Annotated in this window: 18 protein-coding genes; 9 read left to right on the top strand and 9 right to left on the bottom strand. The window is 72.7% G+C overall.

All coding sequences use genetic code 11. The features are described from left to right. Window positions 1-75: 75 nt before the first annotated feature. A complete protein-coding gene (locus LNK82_RS22010) occupies window positions 76-648 on the bottom strand; it encodes a TetR/AcrR family transcriptional regulator (protein ID WP_230568924.1) in 573 nt (190 codons plus the stop codon). Between the two features lie 77 nt (window positions 649-725). Between LNK82_RS22010 and LNK82_RS22005 the strand changes: the two genes are divergently transcribed. From LNK82_RS22005 to LNK82_RS21995, 3 genes are read left to right on the top strand one after another with little or no spacing between them, the layout of a single operon-like run. After that, window positions 726-1,733: an alpha/beta hydrolase gene (locus LNK82_RS22005; RefSeq protein ID WP_230568923.1), complete on the top strand. Its 1,008-nt coding sequence runs from the start codon at window positions 726-728 to the stop codon at window positions 1,731-1,733. Beyond that, window positions 1,730-3,532: an ABC transporter ATP-binding protein gene (locus LNK82_RS22000; RefSeq protein ID WP_230568922.1), complete on the top strand. Its 1,803-nt coding sequence runs from the start codon at window positions 1,730-1,732 to the stop codon at window positions 3,530-3,532. The genes LNK82_RS22005 and LNK82_RS22000 overlap by 4 nt, the downstream gene beginning before the upstream one ends. Further along, a complete protein-coding gene (locus LNK82_RS21995) occupies window positions 3,529-5,241 on the top strand; it encodes an ABC transporter ATP-binding protein (RefSeq protein WP_230568921.1) in 1,713 nt (570 codons plus the stop codon). Before LNK82_RS22000 ends, LNK82_RS21995 begins: the two co-directional genes overlap by 4 nt. A gap of 9 nt (window positions 5,242-5,250) precedes the next feature. On the opposite strand, the gene LNK82_RS21990 is transcribed toward LNK82_RS21995, so the two are convergent. The 5 genes from LNK82_RS21990 to LNK82_RS21970 form a co-directional block, all read right to left on the bottom strand. Further along, a complete protein-coding gene (locus LNK82_RS21990) occupies window positions 5,251-6,300 on the bottom strand; it encodes a LacI family DNA-binding transcriptional regulator (protein WP_230568920.1) in 1,050 nt (349 codons plus the stop codon). 92 nt (window positions 6,301-6,392) lie between these two features. Beyond that, window positions 6,393-8,153 (bottom strand): glycoside hydrolase family 35 protein, encoded by a 1,761-nt coding sequence (locus tag LNK82_RS21985; protein ID WP_230568919.1) that lies wholly within the window; start codon window positions 8,151-8,153, stop codon window positions 6,393-6,395. Between the two features lie 82 nt (window positions 8,154-8,235). After that, complete coding sequence (locus LNK82_RS21980) at window positions 8,236-9,582, bottom strand: ABC transporter substrate-binding protein (RefSeq protein WP_230568918.1); 1,347 nt, start codon at window positions 9,580-9,582, stop codon at window positions 8,236-8,238. A 33-nt stretch (window positions 9,583-9,615) separates the two neighbouring features. Continuing rightward, the gene (locus tag LNK82_RS21975; RefSeq protein WP_230568953.1) at window positions 9,616-10,425 is read right to left on the bottom strand and encodes a carbohydrate ABC transporter permease; all 810 of its coding nucleotides are present in this window, start codon (window positions 10,423-10,425) and stop codon (window positions 9,616-9,618) included. Between the two features lie 56 nt (window positions 10,426-10,481). Continuing rightward, window positions 10,482-11,420 carry a carbohydrate ABC transporter permease gene (locus LNK82_RS21970; protein ID WP_230568917.1) on the bottom strand — a complete coding sequence of 313 codons (939 nt, stop codon included), beginning with the start codon at window positions 11,418-11,420 and terminating at the stop codon, window positions 10,482-10,484. 243 nt (window positions 11,421-11,663) lie between these two features. On the opposite strand from LNK82_RS21970, the gene LNK82_RS21965 reads away from it, so the two are divergent. Then, complete coding sequence (locus LNK82_RS21965) at window positions 11,664-13,076, top strand: ricin-type beta-trefoil lectin domain protein (protein WP_230568916.1); 1,413 nt, start codon at window positions 11,664-11,666, stop codon at window positions 13,074-13,076. A gap of 36 nt (window positions 13,077-13,112) precedes the next feature. On the opposite strand, the gene LNK82_RS21960 is transcribed toward LNK82_RS21965, so the two are convergent. Next, on the bottom strand, window positions 13,113-14,456 hold the full coding sequence (locus LNK82_RS21960) for a BNR repeat-containing protein (protein ID WP_230568915.1): 1,344 nt from the start codon (window positions 14,454-14,456) through the stop codon (window positions 13,113-13,115). A gap of 164 nt (window positions 14,457-14,620) precedes the next feature. Between LNK82_RS21960 and LNK82_RS21955 the strand changes: the two genes are divergently transcribed. Further along, window positions 14,621-15,571 (top strand): sugar kinase, encoded by a 951-nt coding sequence (locus tag LNK82_RS21955; RefSeq protein WP_308257250.1) that lies wholly within the window; start codon window positions 14,621-14,623, stop codon window positions 15,569-15,571. A 185-nt stretch (window positions 15,572-15,756) separates the two neighbouring features. Here LNK82_RS21955 and LNK82_RS21950 read toward each other — a convergent pair whose 3' ends face one another. After that, window positions 15,757-16,878 (bottom strand): LacI family DNA-binding transcriptional regulator, encoded by a 1,122-nt coding sequence (locus LNK82_RS21950; RefSeq protein WP_230568914.1) that lies wholly within the window; start codon window positions 16,876-16,878, stop codon window positions 15,757-15,759. Window positions 16,879-17,017: 139 nt separating this feature from the next. Here LNK82_RS21950 and kduI point away from each other — a divergent pair, with 139 nt between their 5' ends. Then, window positions 17,018-17,848: a 5-dehydro-4-deoxy-D-glucuronate isomerase gene (gene kduI, locus LNK82_RS21945; protein ID WP_230568913.1), complete on the top strand. Its 831-nt coding sequence runs from the start codon at window positions 17,018-17,020 to the stop codon at window positions 17,846-17,848. Beyond that, window positions 17,845-18,615, top strand: a complete 771-nt coding sequence (locus tag LNK82_RS21940; protein WP_230568912.1) for an SDR family oxidoreductase — start codon at window positions 17,845-17,847, stop codon at window positions 18,613-18,615. The genes kduI and LNK82_RS21940 overlap by 4 nt, the downstream gene beginning before the upstream one ends. A gap of 6 nt (window positions 18,616-18,621) precedes the next feature. On the opposite strand, the gene LNK82_RS21935 is transcribed toward LNK82_RS21940, so the two are convergent. Beyond that, the gene (locus LNK82_RS21935) at window positions 18,622-19,731 is read right to left on the bottom strand and encodes a substrate-binding domain-containing protein (protein ID WP_230568911.1); all 1,110 of its coding nucleotides are present in this window, start codon (window positions 19,729-19,731) and stop codon (window positions 18,622-18,624) included. Window positions 19,732-20,093: 362 nt separating this feature from the next. Between LNK82_RS21935 and LNK82_RS21930 the strand changes: the two genes are divergently transcribed. Together LNK82_RS21930 and LNK82_RS21925 are read left to right on the top strand one after the other, a co-directional pair. Next, window positions 20,094-22,055: a DUF2264 domain-containing protein gene (locus tag LNK82_RS21930; protein ID WP_230568910.1), complete on the top strand. Its 1,962-nt coding sequence runs from the start codon at window positions 20,094-20,096 to the stop codon at window positions 22,053-22,055. Window positions 22,056-22,117: 62 nt separating this feature from the next. Beyond that, window positions 22,118-23,422, top strand: coding sequence for an ABC transporter substrate-binding protein (locus LNK82_RS21925; RefSeq protein WP_230568909.1), 1,305 nt, complete (start codon window positions 22,118-22,120; stop codon window positions 23,420-23,422). The last annotated feature ends 87 nt before the right edge of the window (window positions 23,423-23,509 follow it).

The following is a 23,509-nucleotide window of genomic DNA, read 5'->3' as shown; positions in this document are numbered from 1 at the left end:
AGGGTGTTCAGGTTCGCCCGGAGCGGGCTGAACAACGAGTTGTGAACACCGGCGGCGCGGTCGTGGCCGGCGTGATCACCGCTCGGAGTCGGCGAAGTCGCGCAGGATCATCGCGATCAGCGCGTCGACGTCGGCGTCGACCATCGGCACGCCGGTCATGCCCATCCGGTGCAGCAGGGTCCCGACGACGACGTCGATGAAGAGCAGGACCCGGTCCTCCGGCTCGCCCAGCGCGTCCTGGAGCACGGCGAGGTACGGGGCCTGCAACCGCGTCGACAGGACTTCGCGCAGGGCCGGGTCGCCGATGGCGTCCACGAACACGCCCGCGAACGCCGCGGCGAGCCCCGGCTCGCCGATCTTCGCCGCGGCCAACCGGATGGCCGAGGTCAGGATCTCGACCCGGTCGGCGCTCTCCGGCCGCAGCGGGCCGAACGCGTCGAGGATGCAGTCCACGATCAGCGCGCCCTTCGACTCCCACCGCCGGTAGAGCGTCGTCTTCGCGACCCCCGCCGCCGCCGCGATGCGGTCCATCGTCGCGCCCGCGTAGCCGAGCTCGTGGATGGTGCCCAGCGTCGCGGCGAAGACCACCGCGTCGATGCCGGCGCGCGGGCGGCCGGGCGGCCTGCCGGACGGGGTCGCTCGGGTCATGACCCCACGATAACCAATTGCGCTACGATCGGTATCGATACCATCGGTAGCGAAACTACGGTGGTCGAGGAGGAGACATGGACGACGTCATCGGCGTCGAACGCCCGTCGGTGGGGATCCGGCTGCTGCACGCCCTGAGGAAGGAGCCGGACTGGTCGGCGATGACGACGGAGGAGTTGATCGCCTACCGCGACGCGGAGAACCGCAGGCGGGCGTCCCGCCTGGTCCGGGTGGTCACCGGGCTGCCGGATCGCGGCGCCGGGATCAGGTGGCGGGAGGTGGCGTTGGCCGACCGCGAGGTCCGGGTCCGGGTGTACCGGCCGTCGCCGGACCGCGGCGGGGACGTCGACCTGCCGCTCGTGCTCCACGTGCACGGCGGCGGGTTCGTCGGCACGGCGGCGCAGAGCGACTGGGTGAACAGCCACCTCGCCGCACGGCTGCCCGCGGTCGTCGTCTCGGTCGAGCACCGGCTCCTCGCTCCGGGGACCCCGCTGCCGGCGGCCGTCGACGACGGTTGGGACGTGCTGCGGCACGTGGTGCGGTACGCCGGGGACTGGGGGATCGACCCGGCGCGGACCGCGGTCTTCGGCGAGAGCAACGGCGGGGTGATCGCCGCGCTGGCCGCGATCCGGGCCAGGGAGTCCGGGCTGCCGCTGCGGGCGCAGGTGTTGGTCAACCCCGCGCTCGACCTGACCGAGGCGGCGTTCGACCACACGTCGATGACCCGGCACGCGAACAGCCCGACCCTGACCATGGCGCACTTGCTGCTGTACCGGCGGTTGGCCGTTCCGCCGGGCACGGATGCCCGTGCGCTGTCGCCGCTGCGCGCGGACGACCTGAGCGGGCTGGCCCCGGCGCTCGTGGTGGTGCCGACCGTCGACCCGCTGGCCGATCACGGCCGCCGTTACGCCGAACGGCTGCGCGAGGCGGGGACGCCCGCGCGGCTCACCGAACACCCCGGGGCGACGCACGGGTTCCTCAGCATGCCGGGCGTGGTGCGGCAGGCGAAGGCCGCGCGGGCGGAGGTCGCCGGGTTCCTCCGGGACCGCCTCGCGGCGAGATCGACGAAGGTGGGAGAACGATGACCGTCACGGAGGCGATCGCGCCGCCCGAAGTCGACCCGGCGGGACCGGGCCTGGCCGCGCTGCTGCGCCCTCACCAGTGGACCTTCGCCGTCGTCGTCGTGCTCCAGGTGGTCGGCGCGGTCGCGGGGCTGGCGCCGTTGCTGGCGGTGGTCGAACTGGGCCGTGCGCTGCTGTCGCCCGGTCCGGTCGACCACGGCCACGTGTGGTTCGTCGTGGTCGCGGGCGCGGTCGGCCTGGTGGTCCGGCTGCTGTTCACGTCCGCGTCGGCGGCGGTGGGGCACCTCCTCGACGGCCGGGTGCAGCTGTCGTTCCGACGGGCGCTGGCCGCACGGCTGGGGCGTGCGCCGATCGGCTGGCTCTCCGGCCGCCGGACCGGCGAGCTGGCGAAGGTCGTGGGGGAGGACGTGAGCGCGGTGCACCCGGTCATCGCCCACGCCCCCGGCGAGCTCGTCGCCGCGTTCGTGGTGCCGCTGGTGTCGTTGGCCTACCTGGTCACCGTCGACTGGCGGCTCACGCTGATCACGGTCGTACCGGTGGCGCTGGCGGTGGCGCTGGTCCCGCTGATGATGACGCCGGCCCGGCTGCGCGAGCAGGAGGAGTTCGACGGCGCCATGGGTCGGATCGCGAGCTCGGTGGTCGAGTTCGTGCGGGGCATCTCGGTGGTGAAGGCGTTCGGCGGGGGCGAGCGCGCCCATCGCCGGTTCCGCACGGCGGTGGACGACTTCGTCGGCGCGTTCAACCGATGGGTGCACGGCATGGCCGGGATCGCCGCCGGGATGCAGCTGGCGCTGTCGCCGCCGTTCGTGCTGCTGGTCGTGCTGGTCGGCGGCGCGGCCCTGATCACCTCCGGCGGCCTGGCGCCGGCCGACCTGCTGCCGTTCGTGCTGCTCGGGCTCGGCCTGACGGCTCCGGTGGCGGCCCTCGGCCACGGCTTCGACGACCTCCAGGCCGCACGACGCGCGCTCGACCGGATCCGGGACGTGCTGGCGGTGCGGTCGCTGCCGGAGCCCGCGCACCCGGTCGCGCCGCGCGGGCACCGGGTGGAGCTGCGTGACGTCCGGTTCGGCTACGAGCCGGGTCACGAGGTGTTGCGCGGGATCGACCTCGTGCTCGAACCGGGCACGACCACCGCGGTCGTCGGCCCGTCGGGCAGCGGGAAGTCCACGCTGGTCCAGCTGTTGCCGCGGTTCTTCGACCCGACGCACGGCTCGGTCCTCCTCGGCGGTGTCGACCTGCGCGACCTCGGCAGCCGCGAGCTCTACCGGAGGGTCTCGTTCGTCTTCCAGTCCACGTCACTGCTGCGCGCGTCGGTCGCGGACAACATCGCGCTGGCGGTGCCGCGCGCCGACCGCGACGACGTGGTCCGCGCCGCCCGGCTGGCGGACGTCCACGACCGGATCCTCGAACTGCCGCGCGGGTACGAGTCGGTGATCGGCGAGGACGCCGGGCTGTCGGGCGGCGAGGCGCAGCGGATCTCGCTCGCCCGCGCGCTGCTCGCCGACGCGCCCGTGCTGGTGCTGGACGAGGCGACCGCCTTGGCCGACCCGCGGACCGAACAGGCGGTGCGCCGGGCCCTGGCGTCGTCGGCGGGCGAGCGGACGACCCTCGTGATCGCCCACCGGCTGGAGACGATCGCCGACGCCGACACCGTCGTGGTGCTGGAGGACGGGGTGATCGTGGAACGCGGCGCACCCACCGAACTGCTGGCGCGCGACGGGAAGTTCGCCGCGTTCTGGCAATCGCACCGAGCGGCGACGGCCGACGAGACCCCCGTCCGACGAGGAGGCGAACCCCGATGATCCGGATGCTGCTGCGGGTGCTGGGGAACGAGTACGCCCGGCCGGTGCGCCGCACCGTGACCCTGATGACGGTCACCGCGATAGCCGAAGGCCTGTCCTACGCGCTGCTGGTCCCCGTGCTGCGGGCACTGCTCGGGCACACGCCCGGAGACGTCTGGCCGCCGCTGATCGCGTTCGGCGCCGCCGTCGCGGTCTACGCGGTGCTGCGCTACCGCAGCGACCTCTCGGGGTTCCGCGCCGGTACGACGTTGCTGCGCGGCATGTACCACCGGCTCGGCGACCACCTGGCCCGCCTGCCCATCGGCTGGTACGACGGCGGCCGGGTCGGGGAGCTGTCCGTCCTGGCCGGCACCGGGGTGTTGCAGGCCATGGGCGTGATCGCGCACCTGTTGGCGCCGTTCGTCTCCGCCGCCGTGACCCCGCTGACGATCGTGGTCGTGATGCTCGGCTTCGACTGGCGGTTGGGGCTGGCCGCGCTGGCCGCCGCACCCGTCGTGGCGGCGGTCCAGTCCTGGACGGGACGCTCGGCCGCCGCCACCGACGCCGAGCGCGCCGAACGCGACCACGAGGCCGCCGGGCGGGTCATCGAGTACCTCCAGGCGCAGCCGGTGCTGCGGGCCGGGGGCCGGACCGCCGAGCGCTTCCGGTCGCTGGACGACTCGCTGCGGGACGTCGAGCGCGCGTCACGCCGGTCCGTGCGGTCGGCGTTGCCCGGCGCGGTGGGCCTGACGCTGGCGGTGCAGGCGATGTTCACGGTGCTGCTGGTCCTGGGCGCGTACCTCGCGCTCGGCGGGCAGATCGGCGCGGCCGAGGTCGTGGCGATCCTGGTGCTGGCCGCCCGGTGCGCGGACCCGCTGCTGTCGCTGTCGGATATCGGCGGCAAGCTGCGCGGCGCGCGTTTCGAGCTGGCGCGGCTCGACGCGGTGCTGCGCGCCGAGCCGTTGCCGCAACCGCGTGAGCCGGTCCGGCCGCGGCACCACGGGCTGGAACTGGACTCCGCCACCTTCCGGCACGGCGACCGCACGGTGGTCGACGACGTGTCGTTGACCGTGCCGGAGGGGCAGCGGCTCGCCGTGGTCGGCCCGTCGGGCGCGGGCAAGAGCACGGTGCTCCAGCTGCTCGCGCGGTTCTACGACGTGGACACGGGCGCGGTGCGCGTGGGAGGTGTGGACGTGCGCGCCATCGACACCGAGGAGCTGATGGCGCGGATCGCGTTCGTGTTCCAGGACGTCTACCTCTTCGACGGCACGATCGAGGAGAACGTGCGCCTCGGCCGTCCCGGCGCGAGCGCCGCCGAGGTGCGCGAGGCAGCGGCGGCGGCCCGGTTGGACGAGGTGGTCGAGCGGCTGCCCGGCGGTTGGGCGACGAACGTCGGCGAGGGCGGCGCGCGGCTCTCGGGCGGAGAGCGCCAGCGCGTCTCGATCGCGCGGGCGCTGCTGAAGGACGCGCCGATCGTCCTGCTGGACGAGGTGACCTCCGCCCTCGACCCGGTGAACGAGGCGGCCGTCCACGACGGCGTCGAGCGCCTGATGGCGGGCCGGACGGTGGTGATGGTGGCGCACCGGGTGCGGACCGTGCGACGTGCCGACCGGATCGCCTTCCTGGACGGCGGCCGGATCGTGGAGGAGGGCTCCCACGACGAGCTGCTGCGCCTCGGTGGCCGCTACGCCGAGTTCTGGCGCCTGTCCGAGCCGACGCCGGTCTCGTGAGCCGTCCGGTCAGGCCGGGGGCGGCGCGGTGCTGGAGCGGACCACCAGGCGGGTCGGGACCAGCGTGGTGCCGGGCTTGGTGCGGCGGTGGTGCACCTGGCGCAGGACGCGTTCGACGCAGTGGCGGCCGACCTCGGTGAAGTCCTGGTGCACGGTGGTCAGGGGCGGGATGAAGGAGGTGGCGTCGGTGATGTCGTCGAACCCGACCACGCTGACGTCGCGCGGCACCACCTTCCCCTTCTCGTGGAACGCGCGCAGCAGGCCGAGCGCCATCTGGTCGTTGGCGGCGAACACCGCCGTGCAGCCGGGCTCGTCGGCGAGCGCCAGCCCCGCCCGGTAGCCGGAGTCGGCCGACCAGTCGCCGCGCGCCATCGCGGGCACGGGCAGGCCGGCTTCGGCCAGGGTGGCGCGCCACGTCTCGGCCCGGCGTTCGGCGGCGTAGGAGTCCTCGGGGCCGGCGACGTGCCACACGGTGCGGTGGCCCAGTTCGAGCAGGTGGCGCACCGCCTGGCGGGTGCCGTCGGCCTGGTCGGTGTCGACGACGGTGTAGCGGTCCCCGCCGTTGGAGTCGACGATCACGGCCGGGATGCCGAGCGGGAGCGTCATCGTGGCCGCGTCGAGGAGGTGGACCTCCATGATCACGATGACCGCGTCGACGGCCAGCTCGCCCAACCGGGTGAACGCACCGAGCACGCCGTCCTGGGTGGGCACGGCCACGGGGATCAACGTGATGGCGTAACCCTCGTGCGCGGCGTGGTCCACTATGGCCTCCAGGGTGCGGCTGTTGCCGACCGAGGAGAGGGTGAACAGGATGACGCCGATGGTGCGGAACTCGCCGTACTTGAGAGCGCGGGCCGCGCTGTTGGGCCGGTAGCCGAGGCGCCGCATGGCGTCCAGCACCTGCTCGCGCGTCGAGCCGACGACGCTGGGGTGCCCGTTGGACACCCGCGACACCGTCTGCGCCGACACACCGGCCAGCCGGGCGACGTCGGCCATGGACACCCGGCGGGCGGGCGCGCGCCGCACGGCGGGCTGCCCGGACGCGGATTCCCCTGTCACGTCTGGGCTCCTCTCCGGCGGCAGCGTCGACGCCGTGTGGCGCGTCGCCACTATAGCCGGTGCCCGGCGCGGATTGTTTGCGCAAACATCGATCACGCCTCGGTGTGGCCGAGCAGCGGTTCCGGCACGAACCGGGCCGTGGGATCGGTCAGCGCGGCGAGTTCGAGGACGACCAGCTCGTTGCCCTCGGCGCGCACCACCGGCTCGGGCACGTACAGGGTGCGCTGCGGGCCGCGCGACCAGTACCGGCCGAGGCAGAAGCCGTTGACCCACACCACGCCCCGACCCCAGCCGCCGGTGTCCAGGTGGAGGTCGGCGGGCCGGTCGAGGTCGAACCGGGCGCGCAGGAGCACCGGACCCGGCACCGCTGCGGGCACGGGTCTGCGCTCGTCCCCGTCCGTCCACGCCGCCGGCGGCGCGTCGAGGGCGAGCGGGAGCACGTTCCAGCCGGTCAGGGGACGGCCGTCGAGGGTCGCGCCGCCGATGAGCCCCTTGGGTTCCCCGATGCGCGGCCCGTAGTTGACCCGCCCGTGGTCCTCGACCAGGACCGCCAACTCGCCGGCCGCGCGCGGCAGCCCGAGGGCGCGTTGGTGGTGCTCGCGCAGCAGGGCGCCGACCGGTCGGCCGTCCAGGAACACCGAGGCGTGGTCGCGCACCTCGCCGAAGCACAGCACGGCGGGGTCCGAGGCGTCGACCCGCGTGGTCGCCAGCGCCAGCCGCGGCGCGCCGTCCAGGTCGTCGAGGGCGGGCACGGTGTCGTGGCGCTGCCAGGCGGTCGACCGCTCGGCCAGGTCGAGCAGGGGTACGGGATCGGTCAACGCCACCGTGAGCCGCGGTGTCGGTCGCGCGGGGGGCGGCGGTTCGTCGGGCACGTCGTGGTGGCGGGCGATGACCTCGCGGAACGCGTGGTACTTGGCGGTGGGGTTGCCGGCTTCGTCCAGCGGCGCGTCGTAGTCGTAGGAGGTGGTGGTCGGCTGGTAGCGGCCCTTGTCGTTGGCGCCGCTGGTGAAGCCGAAGTTGGTGCCGCCGTGGAACATGTAGACGTTGACCGAGGCGCCGGCGGAGAGCAGCGCGTCGAGTTCGGCGGCGCTGTCCGCGGCCGAGGTGGTGTGGTGGTGGCTGCCCCAGTGGTCGAACCAGCCGTTCCAGAACTCGGCGCACATCAGCGGACCGGTCGGCTGGTGGCGGCGCAGCGCGGCCAGTCGCTCGACCGCCCGTGAGCCGAAGGACGCGGTGCGGTGCAGGCCCTCCAGGCTGCCCGCCGCCAGCATCTCGTCGGTCGGCTGGTCGATGGTGGTCAGCGGCACGGTGATGCCGGCGTCGCGGGTGTGCTCCGCCAAGGTCTTGAGGTAGGTCTTGTCGTCGCCGAACGCGCCGTACTCGTTCTCGATCTGCACGAGGATGACGGGGCCGCCGTGCTGGACCTGGAGCGGGGCGACGACGTCGTAGACGCGGTCGAGGTAGGACTTGACGGCCGCCAGGTAACGGGGTTCGGCGCGGCGGACCCCCACCTCGGGGTCGCGGAACAGCCAGGCGGGCAGGCCGCCGTTGTCCCACTCGGCGCAGATGTAGGGGCCGGGGCGGACGATCGCGTGCATGCCGGCGTCGGCGACCAGGCGCAGGAACCGACCGAGGTCGAGCCCGCCGGTGAGGTCGAACGTGTCCGGTGCGGGCGCGTGCGCGTTCCAGGCGACGTAGGTCTCGATGGTGTTCAAACCCATGCGCCGGGCCTTGTCGATGCGGTCGGCCCACTGGTCGGGGTGCACGCGGAAGTAGTGCAGGGCCCCGGACAGGATGCGGAACGGCCTGCCGTCGAGCAGGAAGTCGCGCTCGCCGATGCTGAAGTCGGGCACGGGGATCGGGTGTTCCTTCCGGGTGTGGCGCGGGTGTGCGCGGTGGGCGGGACGGCCGGTCGTGGGCCGTCCCGCCGTCGAGTCAGCCGTTGACGGTGAAGCCCTGCTGGTTGCCGTAGTCGACGAGCGCCTTCTGCCAGTCGGTGAGGCCCGGGTCCAGGCCGGTGGCCTGGGTGTAGGACTTGCCGACGGTGTCGTTGAAGACGGTGTTGGCGTAGAGCTGGTAGGGCAGGTAGCTCCAGCCCGGCACGACCTGGCCGGCGGCGGCGGTCAGGACCTGGTTGATCTGCTGCCCGCCGAAGTAGGGCGAGGCCTTGTCCTTGAAGGCGGTGGAGTCGAGGTCGGCCTTCGTGGCGGGGAAGCCGCCGCTGGCCAGGAACGGCTTGATCCCGTTGCCGTTGTTGAGCCAGCGCACGAAGGCCGCCGCGAGCGCGGGCTTGGCGCTCTGCTTGAGCACCGACTGCGTGCTGCCGCCGTTCTCCGCGGTCACCGGCTTGCCGCCGTCGTAGGTCGGCATCGGGGCTACGGCCCACTTGCCGGCGCCGCCCGGCACCGAGGACTCCATCACGCCCGGCATCCACGCGCCGGTCGGCAGCGTGGCGATCGTGCCGTCACCCAGCGCCTTGTACCAGGCGTCGGTCCAGCCGGGGATCGAGGAGACGAGCTTCTCCTCGACGAGGTGGTCCCACGCGGAGGTCCACTTCTTCGCGCCCTCGTCCTGGAGGTCGATCTTCACGGACTTGCCGTCGGTGGTGAACGGCTTGCCGCCCGCCTGCCAGATCATGCTGGTCGCGAAGCCCGCGTCACCGGTGTCGTTGGTGATGTACTTGGTCGGGTCGGCGGCGTGCAGCTTCCTGGCCGCTTCGACGTACTCGTCCCAGGTCTTGGGGACGGTGATGCCGTGCTGGTCGAAGAGCGCCTTGTTGTAGAACAGGGCCATGGGGCCGGAGTCCTGGGGCAGGCCGAACAGGCCGCCGCCGACCTTGACCGAGTTCCACGTCGATGGGGTGTAGTCGCCCTCGAACGCCTGGAAGCCGTACTGGCCGAGGTCGACCAGCGAACCGGTCAGCGCGAACTGGGGGAGTGCCTGGTACTCGACCTGGGCGACGTCGGGCGCGCCGGAGCCTGCCTTGATGGCGTTCTGGAGCTTGGTGTAGTGGTCGTTGCCGGTGCCCGCGTTGACGTAGTTGACCTTGACGTTGGGGAATTCCTTCTGGAACGCCTCGACCTGCGCCTTGGCGGACGGGGTCCAGCTCCAGTAGGTGATCTCGCCGCCGTCGCGCAGGGCGGCGTCGACCGCGTCCTGGGTGCCGGTCGCGCCGCCCGGCGTCGTGCCGCCGCCGTCGCCGCCGGAGGAGCAGGCGGTGAGCGCGGTGGCGAGGGCGGTGGCCAGGACTATGGCCACCCGGCTGCGCCTGGTGGGTGACATGGTTGGGGGTCCTTTCGCGGCGGTGGGAGAGGGTTACTGCTTGACGCTGCCCGCGGTCAGGCCTGACTGCCAGAAGCGTTGGAGCAGCAGGAAAGCGATGACGAGCGGGACGATGGTGATGACCGAGCCGGTGATCACGAGGTGGTAGATCGGCTGCGCGCCGACACCGGAGGCCTGCGCGCTCCACTGGTTGAGGCCCACCGTGAGCGGGTACCACTCGGGTTTGCTGAGCATGATCAGCGGCAAGAAGTAGTTGTTCCACGTCGACACCACCGCGAACAGCGCCACCGTCACCACCCCGGGGGCGAGCAGGCGCAGCGTGACGGTGAAGAAGATCCGCAGCTCGCCCGCGCCGTCGATGCGGGCGGCCTCCAGCAGCTCGTCGGGCACGGCCTCGGTGGTGTAGGTCCACACCAGGTACAGGCCGAACGGGCTGACCAGCGACGGGATGATGATGGCCCACGGCGTGTTGGTCAGGCCCAGGTTGCTGAACATCAGGAACGTCGGCACCGCCAGCGCGGTGCCGGGGATCGCGATCGCGCCGAGCAGCACGGCGAACACGGCGCGTCGGCCGCGGAAGCGGTACTTGGCCAGCCCGTAGCCGGCCGCGGTGGCCAACGCGGTCGCGCCGCCCGCGCCCACGACGACGTAGAGCAGCGTGTTGCCCAGCCAGCGCAGGAAGATCCCGTTGTCGTGGGTGAACGTCTGTCCGATGTTGTCGAACAGCGCGAACGTGCCGCCGAACGCCAGGCCCGACGTGGACAGCAGGTCCTGCTGGGTCTTGGTGGCGCTGATCAGCAGCCACGCCAGCGGCACGAGGGTGTAGACCAGGTACACCGCCATGACGGTGGTCAGCAGGCGGGACTTGCGGGGCCGGAGAGGGGACAGTGCCACGGTCCTCACGCACCCTTCCGGGAGCCGCGCAGCTGCACGACGTAGGCGATGATCGCGGTGATGACGCCCATGACGATCGCCACCGTGGCCGAGTAGTTGTACTGCTGACCGCCGAAGGACAACGTGTAGGCGTACATGTTCGGCGTGTAGAAGGTGCTGATCGCGTTGGGCGCCAACGCCCGCAGGATGTTCGGCTCGTTGAACAGCTGGAAGCTGCCGATGATCGAGAAGATCGTCGCGATCATCACCGCGCCCCGGATCGCCGGGAGCTTCACGCTCGCGATCGTCCGGAACGTGCCGGCCCCGTCGATGGCCGCGGCCTCGTACAGGTCGTGCGGCACGACCTTGAGCGCCGAGTAGAGGATCAGCATGTTGTAGCCGACGAACTCCCACGTCACGATGTTGCCGATCGACAGCAGGACCCAGTCGCCGGACAGCGGCGCGAGGACCTTGTCACCCAGCAACCCGTTCAGGTCCGCGACGAGGCCGAAGCTGTCGCCGTAGATGAAGCCCCACATCAGCGTCGCCACCACCGCGGGCACCGCGTAGGGCAGGAACACCACGATCCGGAAGAACCCCGCCGCGTGCAGCCGGGCGCTGTCGATCGCCAACGCCGCGACCAGCGCCAACCCCAGCATGATCGGCACCTGGACGACCAGGAACAGCAGCACCCGCAGGAACGACTCCCAGAACTTCCCGTCCCCGAGCACCGCCGCGTAGTTCTCCAGCCCCACGAACTCCGTGCCGCCGAAGAACACCTGCTCGCGGAACAGGCTCAACCACACCGCGTAGACGATCGGCGCCAGGAACACCAGCGCGAACACGGCCAGGAACGGCGCGACGAACAGCCAACCCCTCCGGTCGACGCGCAGGCGGCCGACGTTGCGCGCCGGCCGGGCCGGACGTGCCGGTGGCTCCTCGACCGGCGCCGAGATGGACGTCATCGTCTCTCCTGTTGACCACGGCGAAGATGTTTACGCAAACATTTGGCGGCCGACGCTAGCTCGTCGACTCGGGCCTGTCCAGGGGGCGGGCGGCTCGGGGCCGGGTGAGGGTTTCCCGACCGACTCCCCTTGACAGGCTGTCGCCCGGGTCACACACTGGCGCGGCCGCCGGTCATGTTTGCGCAAACATGACGTGTTCCGCAAGGTCCCCTCCACTGGGCACCACTCCTGAGGAGATCAACGATGAACTCTTCGCCCACCCGACGCTTCTCCCGCGTCGCGGCGGCGGTCGGCTGCGCCTTGGGCGTGGCCGGCCTGCTGACCGCGACCGCCTCGCCCGCCGGCGCGGACACCAGCCAGTTCAAGGGGGTGAACTGGGCCGACCCGCGCGACAACTACGCCGCCGACGAGGTCGTGCCCTCGGGGTTGTCCAAGTCGGACAGCTACGCCACCACCCACGCCAAGGCGACGGCGGTCATCGGGCAGTTCCAGGCCGAGCTCGGCGCCAACACCGTGCGCCTGCCGGTGAACCCGGCCACCGTCAACGGCCCGTTCTGGGACTCCTACACCGGTGCGATCGACGCCGCCGCGGCCAAGGGGTTCAAGGTCGTCCTGGGCTACTGGGAGTCCTCGACGGCCAAGGACGGCCGCATCGACGACACCGCCGCGTTCGACACCATGTGGAACCGGATCACCACGAAGTACGCGGCCAACGCCGCGGTGTACTTCGAGCCGATGAACGAGCCGTTCGGCTACAGCAGCCAGGAGTGGCGCGACGTCGCCGCGGCCTGGTTGACCGCCCGGCCGTCCGTGCCGCGCGGCCGCGTGTTCATCGGCGGCACGGGCTACAGCGAGGACGTCAAGCCGGTGTGCGCGGACAGCCGGCTCGACGGCACCTACCTCGCGCTGCACCAGTACGGTTTCTGGCACAAGGACTGGACCAGCCCGCAGCAGTGGGCCGACGACCTGCGGGCGCGCATCGGCACCTGCGCCTCGCGCACCGTCCTGGACGAGTTCGGCGCCGAGATGACCTCGGGCCTGAACTACAACGGCCCGGTCAACGGCTCCTACGAGGTCGCCTACATCCAGGCCGCGACCGACACCCTGCGCTCGCTGCGCATGGGTTCGGTGTACTGGCCGGGCCTGCGCACCGGTGACAGCTACTCGTTGACGACCCTGAGTGGCAGCGGCGCCGACCTCACCCTGAACGTCACCAACCCCAGCGGGGCCGACCGGCTGCGGTGGGCGTGGGGCGGCGGTGCCACGACGCCGACCAACGGCGTCCTGCGCGGGGCCGGGTCCAACCGGTGCCTCGACGTCCCGGGCGCGAGCCGGACCAACGGCACCGCACCCGCGCTCTGGGACTGCAACGGTGGCGCGAACCAGCAGTGGGCCCACACCGCCGCCCAGGAGCTGCGCGTCTACGGCGCCAAGTGCCTCGACGCCGAAGGCGGTGGCGGCACCGAAGCCCGGCTGATCATCTGGGACTGCCACGGCGGCGCGAACCAGAAGTGGACCCTCCAGGCGAACGGCACGGTGACCAACAACCAGTCCGGCCTGTGCCTCGACGTCACCGGTGAGGCCACCGCGAACGGCAGCGCGGTCGGGTTCTGGCACTGCAACGGCAAGCCCAACCAGGTGTGGCGGCGCAGCTGAGGGGGTGACCGGGTTCCCGTCGACGCGGGAACCCGGTCAGGGCAACCGGAAGTCCGCGACCCGGATCGGCGACGGCGTGGTTCCCGACGAGGCCTGTTGGTACTGCACGGACAGGACGCCGTCGACCGCGACGCGCGTCGGGTCGACGTTGACCTCGCCGAACGCGTTCATCGCCGGCCGGTCGAAGAGCACGGCCCAGTCGGTCCACCCGGAGGCCTTCGTCGCCGCCACGATCCGGCCGCGCGGCATCACCAGGTAGGCGTTGTCGGCGTGGTCGAGGACCAGTTTCGTGCGCTGGGTGCTGTTCGGCGGCACGGGGACCTCGCGCTTGGTCCACGTGCCGCCCGAGCGGGTGAGGTGGAAGGTGCGGGCGTGCCGTGCCCGTTGTGCCGCGTAGTCCGAGACGTACGGGGTGAACCGCTCCGGCACGTAGCTGATCACCACGTGCGGCGCGCCGGTCGAGTCGACGGCCTGGCTCTCCTGGTTCATGAGCGCGTGGTCGGGGCCGAGGCGGTCGACGAGGATGCCGGGGGAGGAGACGGCCACCCTCGTCCCGCCGGTCGTGCCCACGACGGTCCCCGCGTCGTTGCGCCAGGTGCGGCCCCGGTCGTCGCTGTGGACGTAACCCGTGTCGTGGTTGGCCAAGCCGCCGGGGGAGTGGAGGACGCCGCTGCCGTCCTCGCGCCAGGTGAAGGCGGCGTGCAGGCGTCCGCTGCGGTCGTAGTCCAGCCCGTGCAGGTACATGTTGCGCCTCGTGGACACGACGCCGTTCGGCCCGGTGTACTCGCCGGTGGCCGAACTCCAGGCGCCCAACCGCCGCCAGGTCCCGTCGTCGTACTCGGCCAACTCGTTGACGCCGTTGCCCGACCTGCCGGTGCGGTAGCTCAGCTGGAGAACCCCTTCCGGGGTCACCACGAACTGGGGGTAGGACAGGTCGCCCAGGTCGACGCCGTCGAGCGTCCGCTGCACCGCGCCGAACGCCGAAGCGTCCCAGCGGAGTGCTTGCGTGGTGAGGCCGGGGATCGACTTCACGTAGAAGACGCGGTTGTCGTGGGTGTCCATCGCGACGTGCAGCGTGCCGTCCCGCGGGGAGATGCCGAGCGAGATCACGTTGTGCGAGTCGTCGATGCTCAGCCGGTGCGGCAGCACGACCTGCTCCCACGCGCCGCCGAGCCGCCTGCGTGCCACGACGGCGTTGCGGCCGGCGGTGTACCAGGTCGCGTACTGGTGACCGGCGTGGGTGACGATCGCGTCGCGCTGGAAGGAGTTGTTGTTGACCACGCCGTCGTACGACACGAAGAACAGGGCGGCCGGGTCCAGCAGGGTGTCGGACACCAAGGTCGCCCGCGGTGCGATCGCTCGCCCGGTGCCCGACACCATGGCCGGTCCTCTCGTCGTCGCTTGTCAGCTCGTGCGTGGAGTCCGGTGCTCGGTGGTCCACTGCGGGACGAGCATGTGCGATCGTTTAAGTCGAGTCAAGCACTATTTGATCGTTTACGATCGTTTTGTTCGCGTCTGAGACCGGAGGAGTCGACGTGGTCGCGGTGCTGTGCGTTGGAGAGACGATGGCCGTGTTCACCCCCGCCGAAGCGGGGCCTCCGGAGGAGGTGCGCGCTTGGACGCGGGGCACGGGCGGCGCGGAGTCCAACGTGGCCTGCGCCCTGGCCGCGCTCGGCGTTCCCGTCGGCTGGGTGAGCGCGGTGGGCGACGACCCGTTCGGCCGGGCGGTCGTCGCGTCCGTGGCGCGGGCGGGGGTGGACGTCTCGCACGTGGCGGTCGACCCGACCCGGCCCACGGGCCTCTACATCAAGGAGGCGGGCCGGACCGGCAGCGCCGTGCGCTACTACCGGGCGGGCTCGGCGGCGTCCGCGCTCGGGCCGGAGGTGGTCGATCGGCTGGACCTGGGCGCGGTGTCGCACGTGCACCTGACCGGCATCACCGCCGCGCTCTCGCCGTCGTGCCTGGCACTGGTGCACGCCCTGCTGGACCACCCCGGCGTGACGACGTCGTTCGACGTCAACTGGCGGCCGGCCCTGTGGGGTCCGTCGGGGCCGGACGTGCTGCGCTCGCTGGCCGCGAAGGCGGACCTCGTCCTGGTCGGCGACGACGAGGCCGAGGCGTTGTGGGGCGTGTCCACGCCGGCCGCCGTCCGCGAGCTGCTGCCCGAGCCCGGCTCGGTGGTCGTCAAGCAGGGCGCGGCCGGCGCGTCCGTGCTGGCGGTGGGTGCGGAGCCGGTGTTCGAGCCCGCGTTGCGCGTGGAGGTCGTCGAACCGGTGGGCGCGGGCGACGCCTTCGCCGCGGGTTACCTGGCGGGCCGCCTGGCAGGCGGCCCGCCTGCGCGCTGCCTCCGGTCCGGTCACCTGGCGGCGGCCGGAGCGCTGTGCACGATGTCCGACGTCGCCGTGCCGCTGCCGCCGGCCGACGTGGCCCGGCTGCTCGTCGCCGATCCGGCCACGTGGGCCGCCGCGCGCGTCAGCGCGGCCGGCGTGCGGTGAGCCGGCGCCCGGCTGGTGTTCGGTGCGCTTGCCGGGTGGGTTCGGCGCAGCCGGTGGGCGGTGATCTTCGCTGGGGTGGCACCGCGCGCGTCAGCGGGGTCGGCCTGCGGTGAGCCGGTTGGGTCGGCGTCCGGCCGGTGTGCCGTGAGCCGGGCGGGCGGGTCAGCGCCGCCCGCGGGCGGTGATCAGTGCAGTGCTTCCGTGCGTACGGCTTCCGTGCGTGCCCCGGTCGACGCGCGCTCACGCAGTTCGGAACTGAGGACGACCCGGCGCACCGGCCGGTCGGGGCCTTGGGCCAGGCGTTCCAGCGCCAAGTGCACGGCGGTGCTGCCCACGGCGTACTTCGGCGGGCGCATCGCGGTCAGCGGTGGGTGGGCGAACCTGGCGACCTCGTCGTCGTAGGCGACCACTGACAGGTCGGCGGGCACCCGGACGCCGCGCTCCTCGGCGCGCTGCACCAGCGACACCGCCTCGCGGTCGGAGTGCACGACCAGCGCGGTGGCCCCGTGCTCGGCGCACAGGTCCAGGACCCGGTCGACGTCGACCGCCCAGCCCGGCTCGTAGTAGGCGGCGACGCTGACCTCCGGCGCCGGCCGCAGCCCGAGGTCGGTCATCGCGTGGCGCCAGCCGTCGCGGACCTGGCCGGACGTCGGGCTGGTCGCGCTGATCGCGAGCCCGATGCCGCGATGCCCCTGGCCGTGCAGGTGGCGGACGGCGAGCTCCGCACCGGCCGCGTGATCGGTGCGCACGGACTCGACGTGCTGCCGGTACGGGCCGGACACCGCCGACCGCTCCACCAGGACCACCGGCACGGGCAGGGCCGTCAGCCACGCGATCAGCTCCTCGGCCCCGGGACCCAGGGTCGGCGGTGCGACGAGCAACGCGTCGACCGCACCGCTGCCGATCATCCACTCGACCTGGTGCCGCACGTCGTCGACCTGGTAGGACGCCCCGCGCAGCACAAGCCGCGCGCACTTCTGGTGGGCGGTCTCCTGCGCGCCGCGGATGACCTCGGGCCAGTAGTAGTCCAGCGACGGCACGACCATCCCGATCGCCGGCGTCGGGTCCTCGCCGGACGCCTCAGCCCGCACGGCGACCAGCCTCACGCCGCCGTGCACGCGTTCCACCAGGCCTTCGGCGGCCAGGTCGTTCACGTCCCGCCGCACGGTGACCGGCGTGACGCCCATGGCCTGCGCGATGTGCGTGATGCGCACGACGCCCCGGCCCGCCAAGTGCTCCAGCAGCCACTGCCGTCGGGCGGCGGGCAGCATCGCGCCCTTGGCCTCCGCACCCGGTTTGTCCGCCATGACCGCCTGCTCGCCTCGTCGTCCTGATCGAAACTGATCGTAACAAGCAAACTGTACAGTCTTGCCCTTCCTTTGTGTCTGAGATTGACTGTTTCCGATCCTCACCCGGCTGAAACGATCCGAAGGAAGGCAACGCAACGTGGAGCAGCGCTACGCGACCGCGCCGCAGCAGGTCCCGGCCATGACCACGGACGACCTGCGGCGGCACTACCTGGTCGAAGACCTGTTCGCCGACGGCGAGGTGCGCGCGGTCTACAGCCACCACGACCGGGTGGTGCTGGTGGGCGCGCTGCCGCGCGGCGGCCCGTTGCACCTGCCGGCGTTCCCGGAGCTGAAGTCGGAGCGGTTCTTCGATCGCCGCGAAGCCGGGATCGTCAACGTGGGCGGATCGGGCACGGTGACCGTCGACGGCGAGGAGCACCGGCTCGCGCCGACCGCCTGCCTGTACGTCGGCCGAGGTGCCGAGGAGGTGTCGTTCGCCTCCGACGACGCCGACGCGCCCGCCGTCTTCTACCTGTTCTCCGCGCCCGCGCACACGGCCTACCCGACCGTGCTGGTGGAGCCGGGCGCCGGCACCGTGCGCGAGCTGGGCGACCCGCTGACGTCGAACCGCCGGACGCTGACCCAGTACATCCACGAGAACGGCGTCCGCAGCTGCCAGGTCGTGATGGGCGTGACGACGCTGCACCCCGGCAGCATGTGGAACACCATGCCCGCGCACACGCACGAACGCCGCATGGAGGTGTACCTCTACTTCGGCCTGCCCGAGGACGCCCGCGTCGTGCACCTGCTCGGCGAGCCGAGCGAGACCCGCCACCTGGTCGTGGCCGACCGCCAGGCGGTGATCTCGCCGCCGTGGTCCGTGCACAGCGGGGTCGGCACCGCCGCGTACAGCTTCGTCTGGGCCATGGCGGGCGAGAACCAGGCGTTCGACGACATGGACCCGCACCCCGCGGCGGCACTGCGATGACGCCGGAGGTGGCCGGCCTGCTCGACCTGACCGGCAAGACCGCCGCCGTCACCGGTGCGACGCGCGGCATCGGGCTCGCCGTCGCACGGCTGCTGGCCGCCGCGGGCGCGGACGTGATCGGCATCAGCGCGTCCATGCCCGAGGGCGACAGCCCGGCACGGGCCGCGGTCGAGGGCGAGGGCCGGGTGTTCACCCCCGTGCGGACCGACTTCGCCGACCACGCGCAGGTGGCGGAGCTGGGCGTGCTGCTGGCCGGCCGGGGCGTGGACGTGCTGGTCAACAACGGCGGCACGATCCGTCGCGCGCCCGCCGCCGAGCACAGCGACGCCGACTTCGACCACGTGATCGACGTCAACCTGCGCGCCACGTGGACGCTGTCGCGGGACGTCGGCCGCGCGATGCTGGCCCGCGGCTCGGGCCGGATCGTCAACATCGCGTCGATGCTGAGCTTCCAGGGCGGTGTCACCGTGCCCGGCTACACGGCGTCGAAGTCCGCGGTGGCCGGCCTGACCAAGGCCCTGGCCAACGAGTGGGCGCAGCGCGGTGTCAACGTCAACGCCGTCGCGCCGGGCTACGTCGCCACCGACAACACCGGCGCCCTGCGCTCGGACCCGGACCGCAACCGGTCCATCCTCGAACGCATACCGGCGGGCCGCTGGGCCGAACCGGAGGACATCGCGGGCGCGGTGCTGTTCCTGTGCTCCCGCGCGGCCGACTACGTCCACGGCGTCGTCCTCCCGGTCGACGGCGGCTGGCTGGCGCGGTAGGTGCGGTCAGCCGGGTGGCGGGACCGACGAGCCGCGCACGCGCAGGGACGGGGTGATCACCACCCGGTGCGACGGTCGGTCCGGGTCCTGCAGCCGTGCGGCCAGCAGCGACACGGCCGCCCGGCCGATGGAGCGCCGCGCCGGGCGCACGGCGGTGAGCGCCGGCGTGAACAGCGCCGCCACTTCGTCGTCGTAGGCCACCACCGACAACCCGGACGGCACCTGAACGCCGCGCTGCTCGGCGCGCTGGACCAGGGCCATCGCCTCGGTGTCGGCGTGCACGAGCACCGCCGTGGTGCCGGTCGCGGCCACCCCGTCGAGCACCTCGTCCAGCGCGGTGTCCCACCCGGCCGTGCCGGGCGCCGGGATCGAGGTGTCCACGGTGGACGCCGGGTCGAGGTCGGTCTCGGCGCACGCGTCGAGCCAGCCCCGGCGCACGTGCGGGGAGGTCGGGCTGTTCTTGCTGGTCACCAGGCCGACCTTGCGATGGCCCAAGGACACGAGGTGGTGCACGGCCATGGCCGCGCCCAGGGCGTGGTCGGACACCACCGACTCCACGACGGCCTGGCGCGGGCCGACCGTCGCGACGCGCTCGACGAGCACGACCGGGGTGTCGATGGTGCTCAGCCACTCGATCGTGGCCGCGGCCGACGGCGCGGTCAGGCTGGGCGCGGCGATCAGCCCGCACACGTCCTCGTGGTCCAGCAGCCGCTCCAGCTGGGGTCGGTCGTCGGCGCTCTCGTAGGAAGAGCCCCGGAGCAGGATCCGCAGCCCGTTCGCGGACGCCTCCTCCTCCGCGCCGCGGACCACCTCCGGCCAGTAGTAGTCGAGCGAGGGGACCAGCATCCCCGCGGCGCCGAAGTGCGCGGGCTCGGCCGGGGCGTCCGACGGCTGGGCCGCGGGCGGCAGGAGTTCGGCGGTGGGGAGCGTGGCCCCGCCGTGCACCCGGCGCAGGAGGCCCTCGCCGTCGAGGTGGGCGATGTCGCGGCGCAGCGTCACGGCGGTGACGCCCATCTTCTCGCTGAGGTCGGAGATCCGGACCACGCCGTCGCGGCGCAGCGCCTCCAGGATCGACGCGTGCCTCTTGGCGGCGAGCGTGCGGGCCTCGGGGTTCACGACGCGTCCGCCGCGGTGGCGCGTGGCGACGGCGCCGTGGCGTGGAGCCCGCGTCCTGTGGTCGGCCGGGCCGTCACCCGCTTCCCGCCGGTCGCACCGTCCCCCATCCGCGCTTTCGTCACCGCAGGTCCTCTCGTCGTTGATCGTGACCCCCAATTATGTGGGCGGCTCGCCGTGACACCCCACGGCGACCGGCCGGTCCGCGCGCGACGCGCCCGCGCGGATGCGTGCGAAGAGCGTTCATGTGAGTCTTGACACGATCGCTCCTGAACATATTTACTGCTTAACAGGCAAAGCGATCAAAAACGAAAGTAACTGTGCACCGTTTGATCGAACGCCTTCGACGCTGAAGGACGAGTCACATGCCGCCGGAACCCCTGTTGAGGGCCGCCGCACCACCGACCCCGGTCGCGGGGTGGACCCGCGAGGACTGGGCGGGCACGGCCGACGCCATGCTGCGCGCCGTCCGGCCCTTCGCCTCGCCCGGTCACGCGCGGATCACCCTGCCCGGCCCGGCCGGCGGCTACGGGACCGACGTGGACGGCCTGGAGGGCTTCGCCCGCACGTTCCTGCTCGCGGCTTTCCGGATCGCGGGCGAACGCGGGGCCGACCAGGGCAACCTCGCCGAGTTCTACGCCGAGGGCATCGCGGCGGGCACCGACCCGTCGTCCCCGGACCGCTGGGTGCGCCTGGACGAGCACCCGCAGGCCAAGGTCGAAGCCGCCTCGCTGGCGCTCGCGCTGGACCTGACCCGCCCGTGGCTGTGGGACCGCCTCGACCCGGCCGTCCAGGAGCGGGTCGTCGCCTACCTCGCGCCCGCCGTGGGCGACCCGACCTACCCGCGCATCAACTGGGTGTGGTTCCGGCTGGTGGTGCAGGCGTTCCTGCGGTCGGTCGGCGGTCCGTGGTCGCCCGAGGACGTCGCCGAGGACCTCGCCACCCACGACGGCTTCCTCCGCGAGGACGCCTGGATGGCGGACGGCCACGAGCGCGCGTTCGACCACTACGTCGGCTGGGCGCTGCACGTCTACCCGCTGCTGTGGTCGCGGATGCCCGGCGCGGCCGGCTTCGCCGAGGCCCGCCGTGAACGGGACACGGCGCTGCTCGACCGCTTCCTGATCGACGCCGTCAGCCTGGTCGGCGCGGACGGATCGCCGCTCGTGCAGGGCCGCAGCCTGACCTACCGGTTCGCCGCCGCCGCCCCCTTCTGGGCGGGCGCCCTCGCCGAGGTGCCGTCCACGCCGCCCGGGGTGCTGCGCCGGGCCGCGACGAGCGTCGTGCGCCACTTCGTCGACCGGGGCGCGCTCGACGAGCACGGCCTGCTGTCCCTCGGCTGGCACGGGCGGTGGCCGCGCATCGCGCAGGCGTACTCGGGCCCGGGCTCGCCGTACTGGGCGGTGAAGGGCATGCTCGGGTTGGCCCTGCCCGCCGACCACCCGGTGTGGCTGGCCGAGGAGCTGCCGCTGCCGGTCGAGCGCGGCGACTACGTGCGGGCGATCAAGGCCCCGGGCTGGCTGGTGAGCGGCACGGTCGCGGACGGCGTGGTGCGGGTCGTCAACCACGGCACGGACCACGCGGTCCCCGGCGACACCAGGGGCGACTCCCCGCTCTACGCCCGCTTCGGCTACTCCACCGCGACCAGCCCGTTGCTCGACCGCGACAGCTGGACCGACCCGCACGACCAGGCCGTCGTGCTGGTCGACGCCGAAGGCCGGACGTCCCACCGGTCCGGCATGGCGGTCGGCGCCATCGAGGTGATCGACGCGCACGGCCTCGTCGTGGGCGTCGGGTCCTCGTCCGGTGTCGTGCGCTGGTTGGAGCCCGACCAGGCGCAGCAGGGCCACGGATCCGGCTGGTCGGGCCGCCACCACGACGCGGGCACCGTCACCGTGCGCTCGTTCGTCCGCGGTCCGTGGGAGGTCCGCCTGGTCCGCGTGGACGCCGTCGCCGAGGACCGCCCGCCGGTCGCCCTGCGGCTGTCCGGGTGGGCCGTCACGGGTGGGGCCGTCGACACCCGGTCCACCGAACCGCCGTGCGTCCAAGGCGCCGACGGCACGCGCTCGACGCTGACCGTCCTCTTGGGACAGGCCACCGACTCGGGTGTGTCCGCGCACGAGGACGCGAGCCCCCTGGGACCGGTCGCCGCGGTCCCGTGGGCCCAGTTCCCGGTCGTGCCCGGCGAGTGGTTCGCCGTCCTGCTGGACCTGGCGCGCGGCGCCGGCTCCCGGCCCGTCGAACCCGAGGTCCGGCTCGACCCCGGGCCGACGACCTGGGTCACCACCCGGTGGCCCGACGGCGCGCGCACCCGCGTCGCGCTGTCCTGACCGGCGGGCACCCCACCCGCGCTCCCCGTTCTCCCCGTGGCTCGACCAGGAAGTGAAGGACCATGCGACACCGCCATCCCAAGTGGACCGCCATCGCGGCCGCCGTCACCGCCCTCTCGCTCACCGCCACCGCCTGCGGCGCCGACGAACCCGCCGACACCGGCGGCCCGGTCACGCTGACGATGAGCGCGTGGAGCCTGAACTCCACCCCCGAGTTCAAGAAGCTCGCCGAGTCGTTCCAGGCGCAGAACCCGGACGTGAAGATCGAGTTCAAGGAGTACGACGCCACCAACTACGACACGCAGCTGACCGCGGACCTGGCCGCCGGCAGCGGGCCCGACCTCTACATCCTCAAGAACCTCAAGAACTTCATCACCTACCAGGCCGGCGAGCAGCTGCTCGACGTGTCGGACGTGGCCGGCGGCCTCGGCGACAAGGTCAACGGCCTCGGCAACTACAAGGTGGACGGCGTCACCTACGCCGTGCCCTACCGCCAGGACTCCTGGTACCTCTACTACAACAAGGACCTCTTCACCGCGGCGGGCGTGACGCCGCCCGACGAGACCTGGACGTGGGCGGAGTACGAGAAGGCCTCGGCGGACCTGGCGGCGGGCCTGAAGGCCGCGGGTTCCCCGGCCAAGGCGGCCTACCAACACGTCTGGCAGTCGACGGTGCAGGGCCTCGCGCTGGCCCAGACGTCGGGCGCCGACCTGGGCAGCGGTGACTACGGCTACCTGGCGCCCTACTACAAGCGCGCGCTGGAGCAGCAGCAGGCCGGCGCGCAGGTGGACTACGGCACGGCCACCACCAACACCCTCCAGTACCAGGCGCAGTTCGGCACCCAGCAGGCCGCGATGATGCTGATGGGCAGCTGGTACGTCGCGACCCTGCTCGCGCAGCAGAAGTCCGGTGCCGCGCAGTCGTTCCAGTGGGGCTTCGCGCCGGCGCCCCAGGCCGACGCGGGCGCCAAGGACAAGCCGATCACGTTCGGCGACCCCACCGGCATCGGCGTCAACGCCGCCATCGACGAGGGCAAGACCAAGGCGGCCAAGGCGTTCCTTACCTTCGCCGCGGGCGAGGGCGCGGCCACCGCGCTCGCGTCCATCGGCATCACGCCCGCGACGCTGACCGACCCGGTGGTCCAGGCGTACTTCGGCGTGCAGGGCATGCCGTCGGACGAGCTGTCCAAGTTCACCTTCACCACGCACGACACCCGTGCGGAGAACCCCGTCTCGGCGCAGACCGCCGCGTTGCAGAACATCCTGCAGGAGACCCACTCGGCGATCATGTCCGGGAGCACGCCGGTGGACGAGGCGCTGACCAAGGCGGGCGAACGGGCCCGCAGCGAGGTCCTCGAGTCCAAGTGACGGCCCGGGGGGGGGGGGGGGGGGGGGGGGGGCCCCCCCCCGCCCCCCCCCCCACCCCCCCCCCCCCCCAGACACCCCCAGAGGCCC

It is taken from the genome of Saccharothrix luteola, from assembly GCF_020859565.1.
In the GTDB taxonomy this organism is placed as follows: domain Bacteria; phylum Actinomycetota; class Actinomycetes; order Mycobacteriales; family Pseudonocardiaceae; genus Actinosynnema; species Actinosynnema luteola.
Note: the sequence above shows the minus strand (reverse complement) of the source record. Positions and strands in the feature narration are given on the sequence as shown.

Bases quoted from the DNA above. Each gene is read 5' to 3' on its own strand.
- LNK82_RS21925 (WP_230568909.1), top strand. From the start codon at position 22,118: ATGCGACACCGCCATCCCAAGTGGACCGCCATCGCGGCCGCCGTCACC.
- LNK82_RS21980 (WP_230568918.1), bottom strand. From the start codon at position 9,582: ATGTCACCCACCAGGCGCAGCCGGGTGGCCATAGTCCTGGCCACCGCC.
- LNK82_RS22010 (WP_230568924.1), bottom strand. From the start codon at position 648: ATGACCCGAGCGACCCCGTCCGGCAGGCCGCCCGGCCGCCCGCGCGCC.
- LNK82_RS21995 (WP_230568921.1), top strand. From the start codon at position 3,529: ATGATCCGGATGCTGCTGCGGGTGCTGGGGAACGAGTACGCCCGGCCG.
- LNK82_RS22000 (WP_230568922.1), top strand. From the start codon at position 1,730: ATGACCGTCACGGAGGCGATCGCGCCGCCCGAAGTCGACCCGGCGGGA.
- LNK82_RS21975 (WP_230568953.1), bottom strand. From the start codon at position 10,425: ATGGCGGTGTACCTGGTCTACACCCTCGTGCCGCTGGCGTGGCTGCTG.
- LNK82_RS21960 (WP_230568915.1), bottom strand. From the start codon at position 14,456: ATGGTGTCGGGCACCGGGCGAGCGATCGCACCGCGGGCGACCTTGGTG.
- LNK82_RS21970 (WP_230568917.1), bottom strand. From the start codon at position 11,420: ATGACGTCCATCTCGGCGCCGGTCGAGGAGCCACCGGCACGTCCGGCC.
- LNK82_RS21930 (WP_230568910.1), top strand. From the start codon at position 20,094: ATGCCGCCGGAACCCCTGTTGAGGGCCGCCGCACCACCGACCCCGGTC.
- LNK82_RS21965 (WP_230568916.1), top strand. From the start codon at position 11,664: ATGAACTCTTCGCCCACCCGACGCTTCTCCCGCGTCGCGGCGGCGGTC.
- LNK82_RS22005 (WP_230568923.1), top strand. From the start codon at position 726: ATGGACGACGTCATCGGCGTCGAACGCCCGTCGGTGGGGATCCGGCTG.
- LNK82_RS21940 (WP_230568912.1), top strand. From the start codon at position 17,845: ATGACGCCGGAGGTGGCCGGCCTGCTCGACCTGACCGGCAAGACCGCC.
- LNK82_RS21950 (WP_230568914.1), bottom strand. From the start codon at position 16,878: ATGGCGGACAAACCGGGTGCGGAGGCCAAGGGCGCGATGCTGCCCGCC.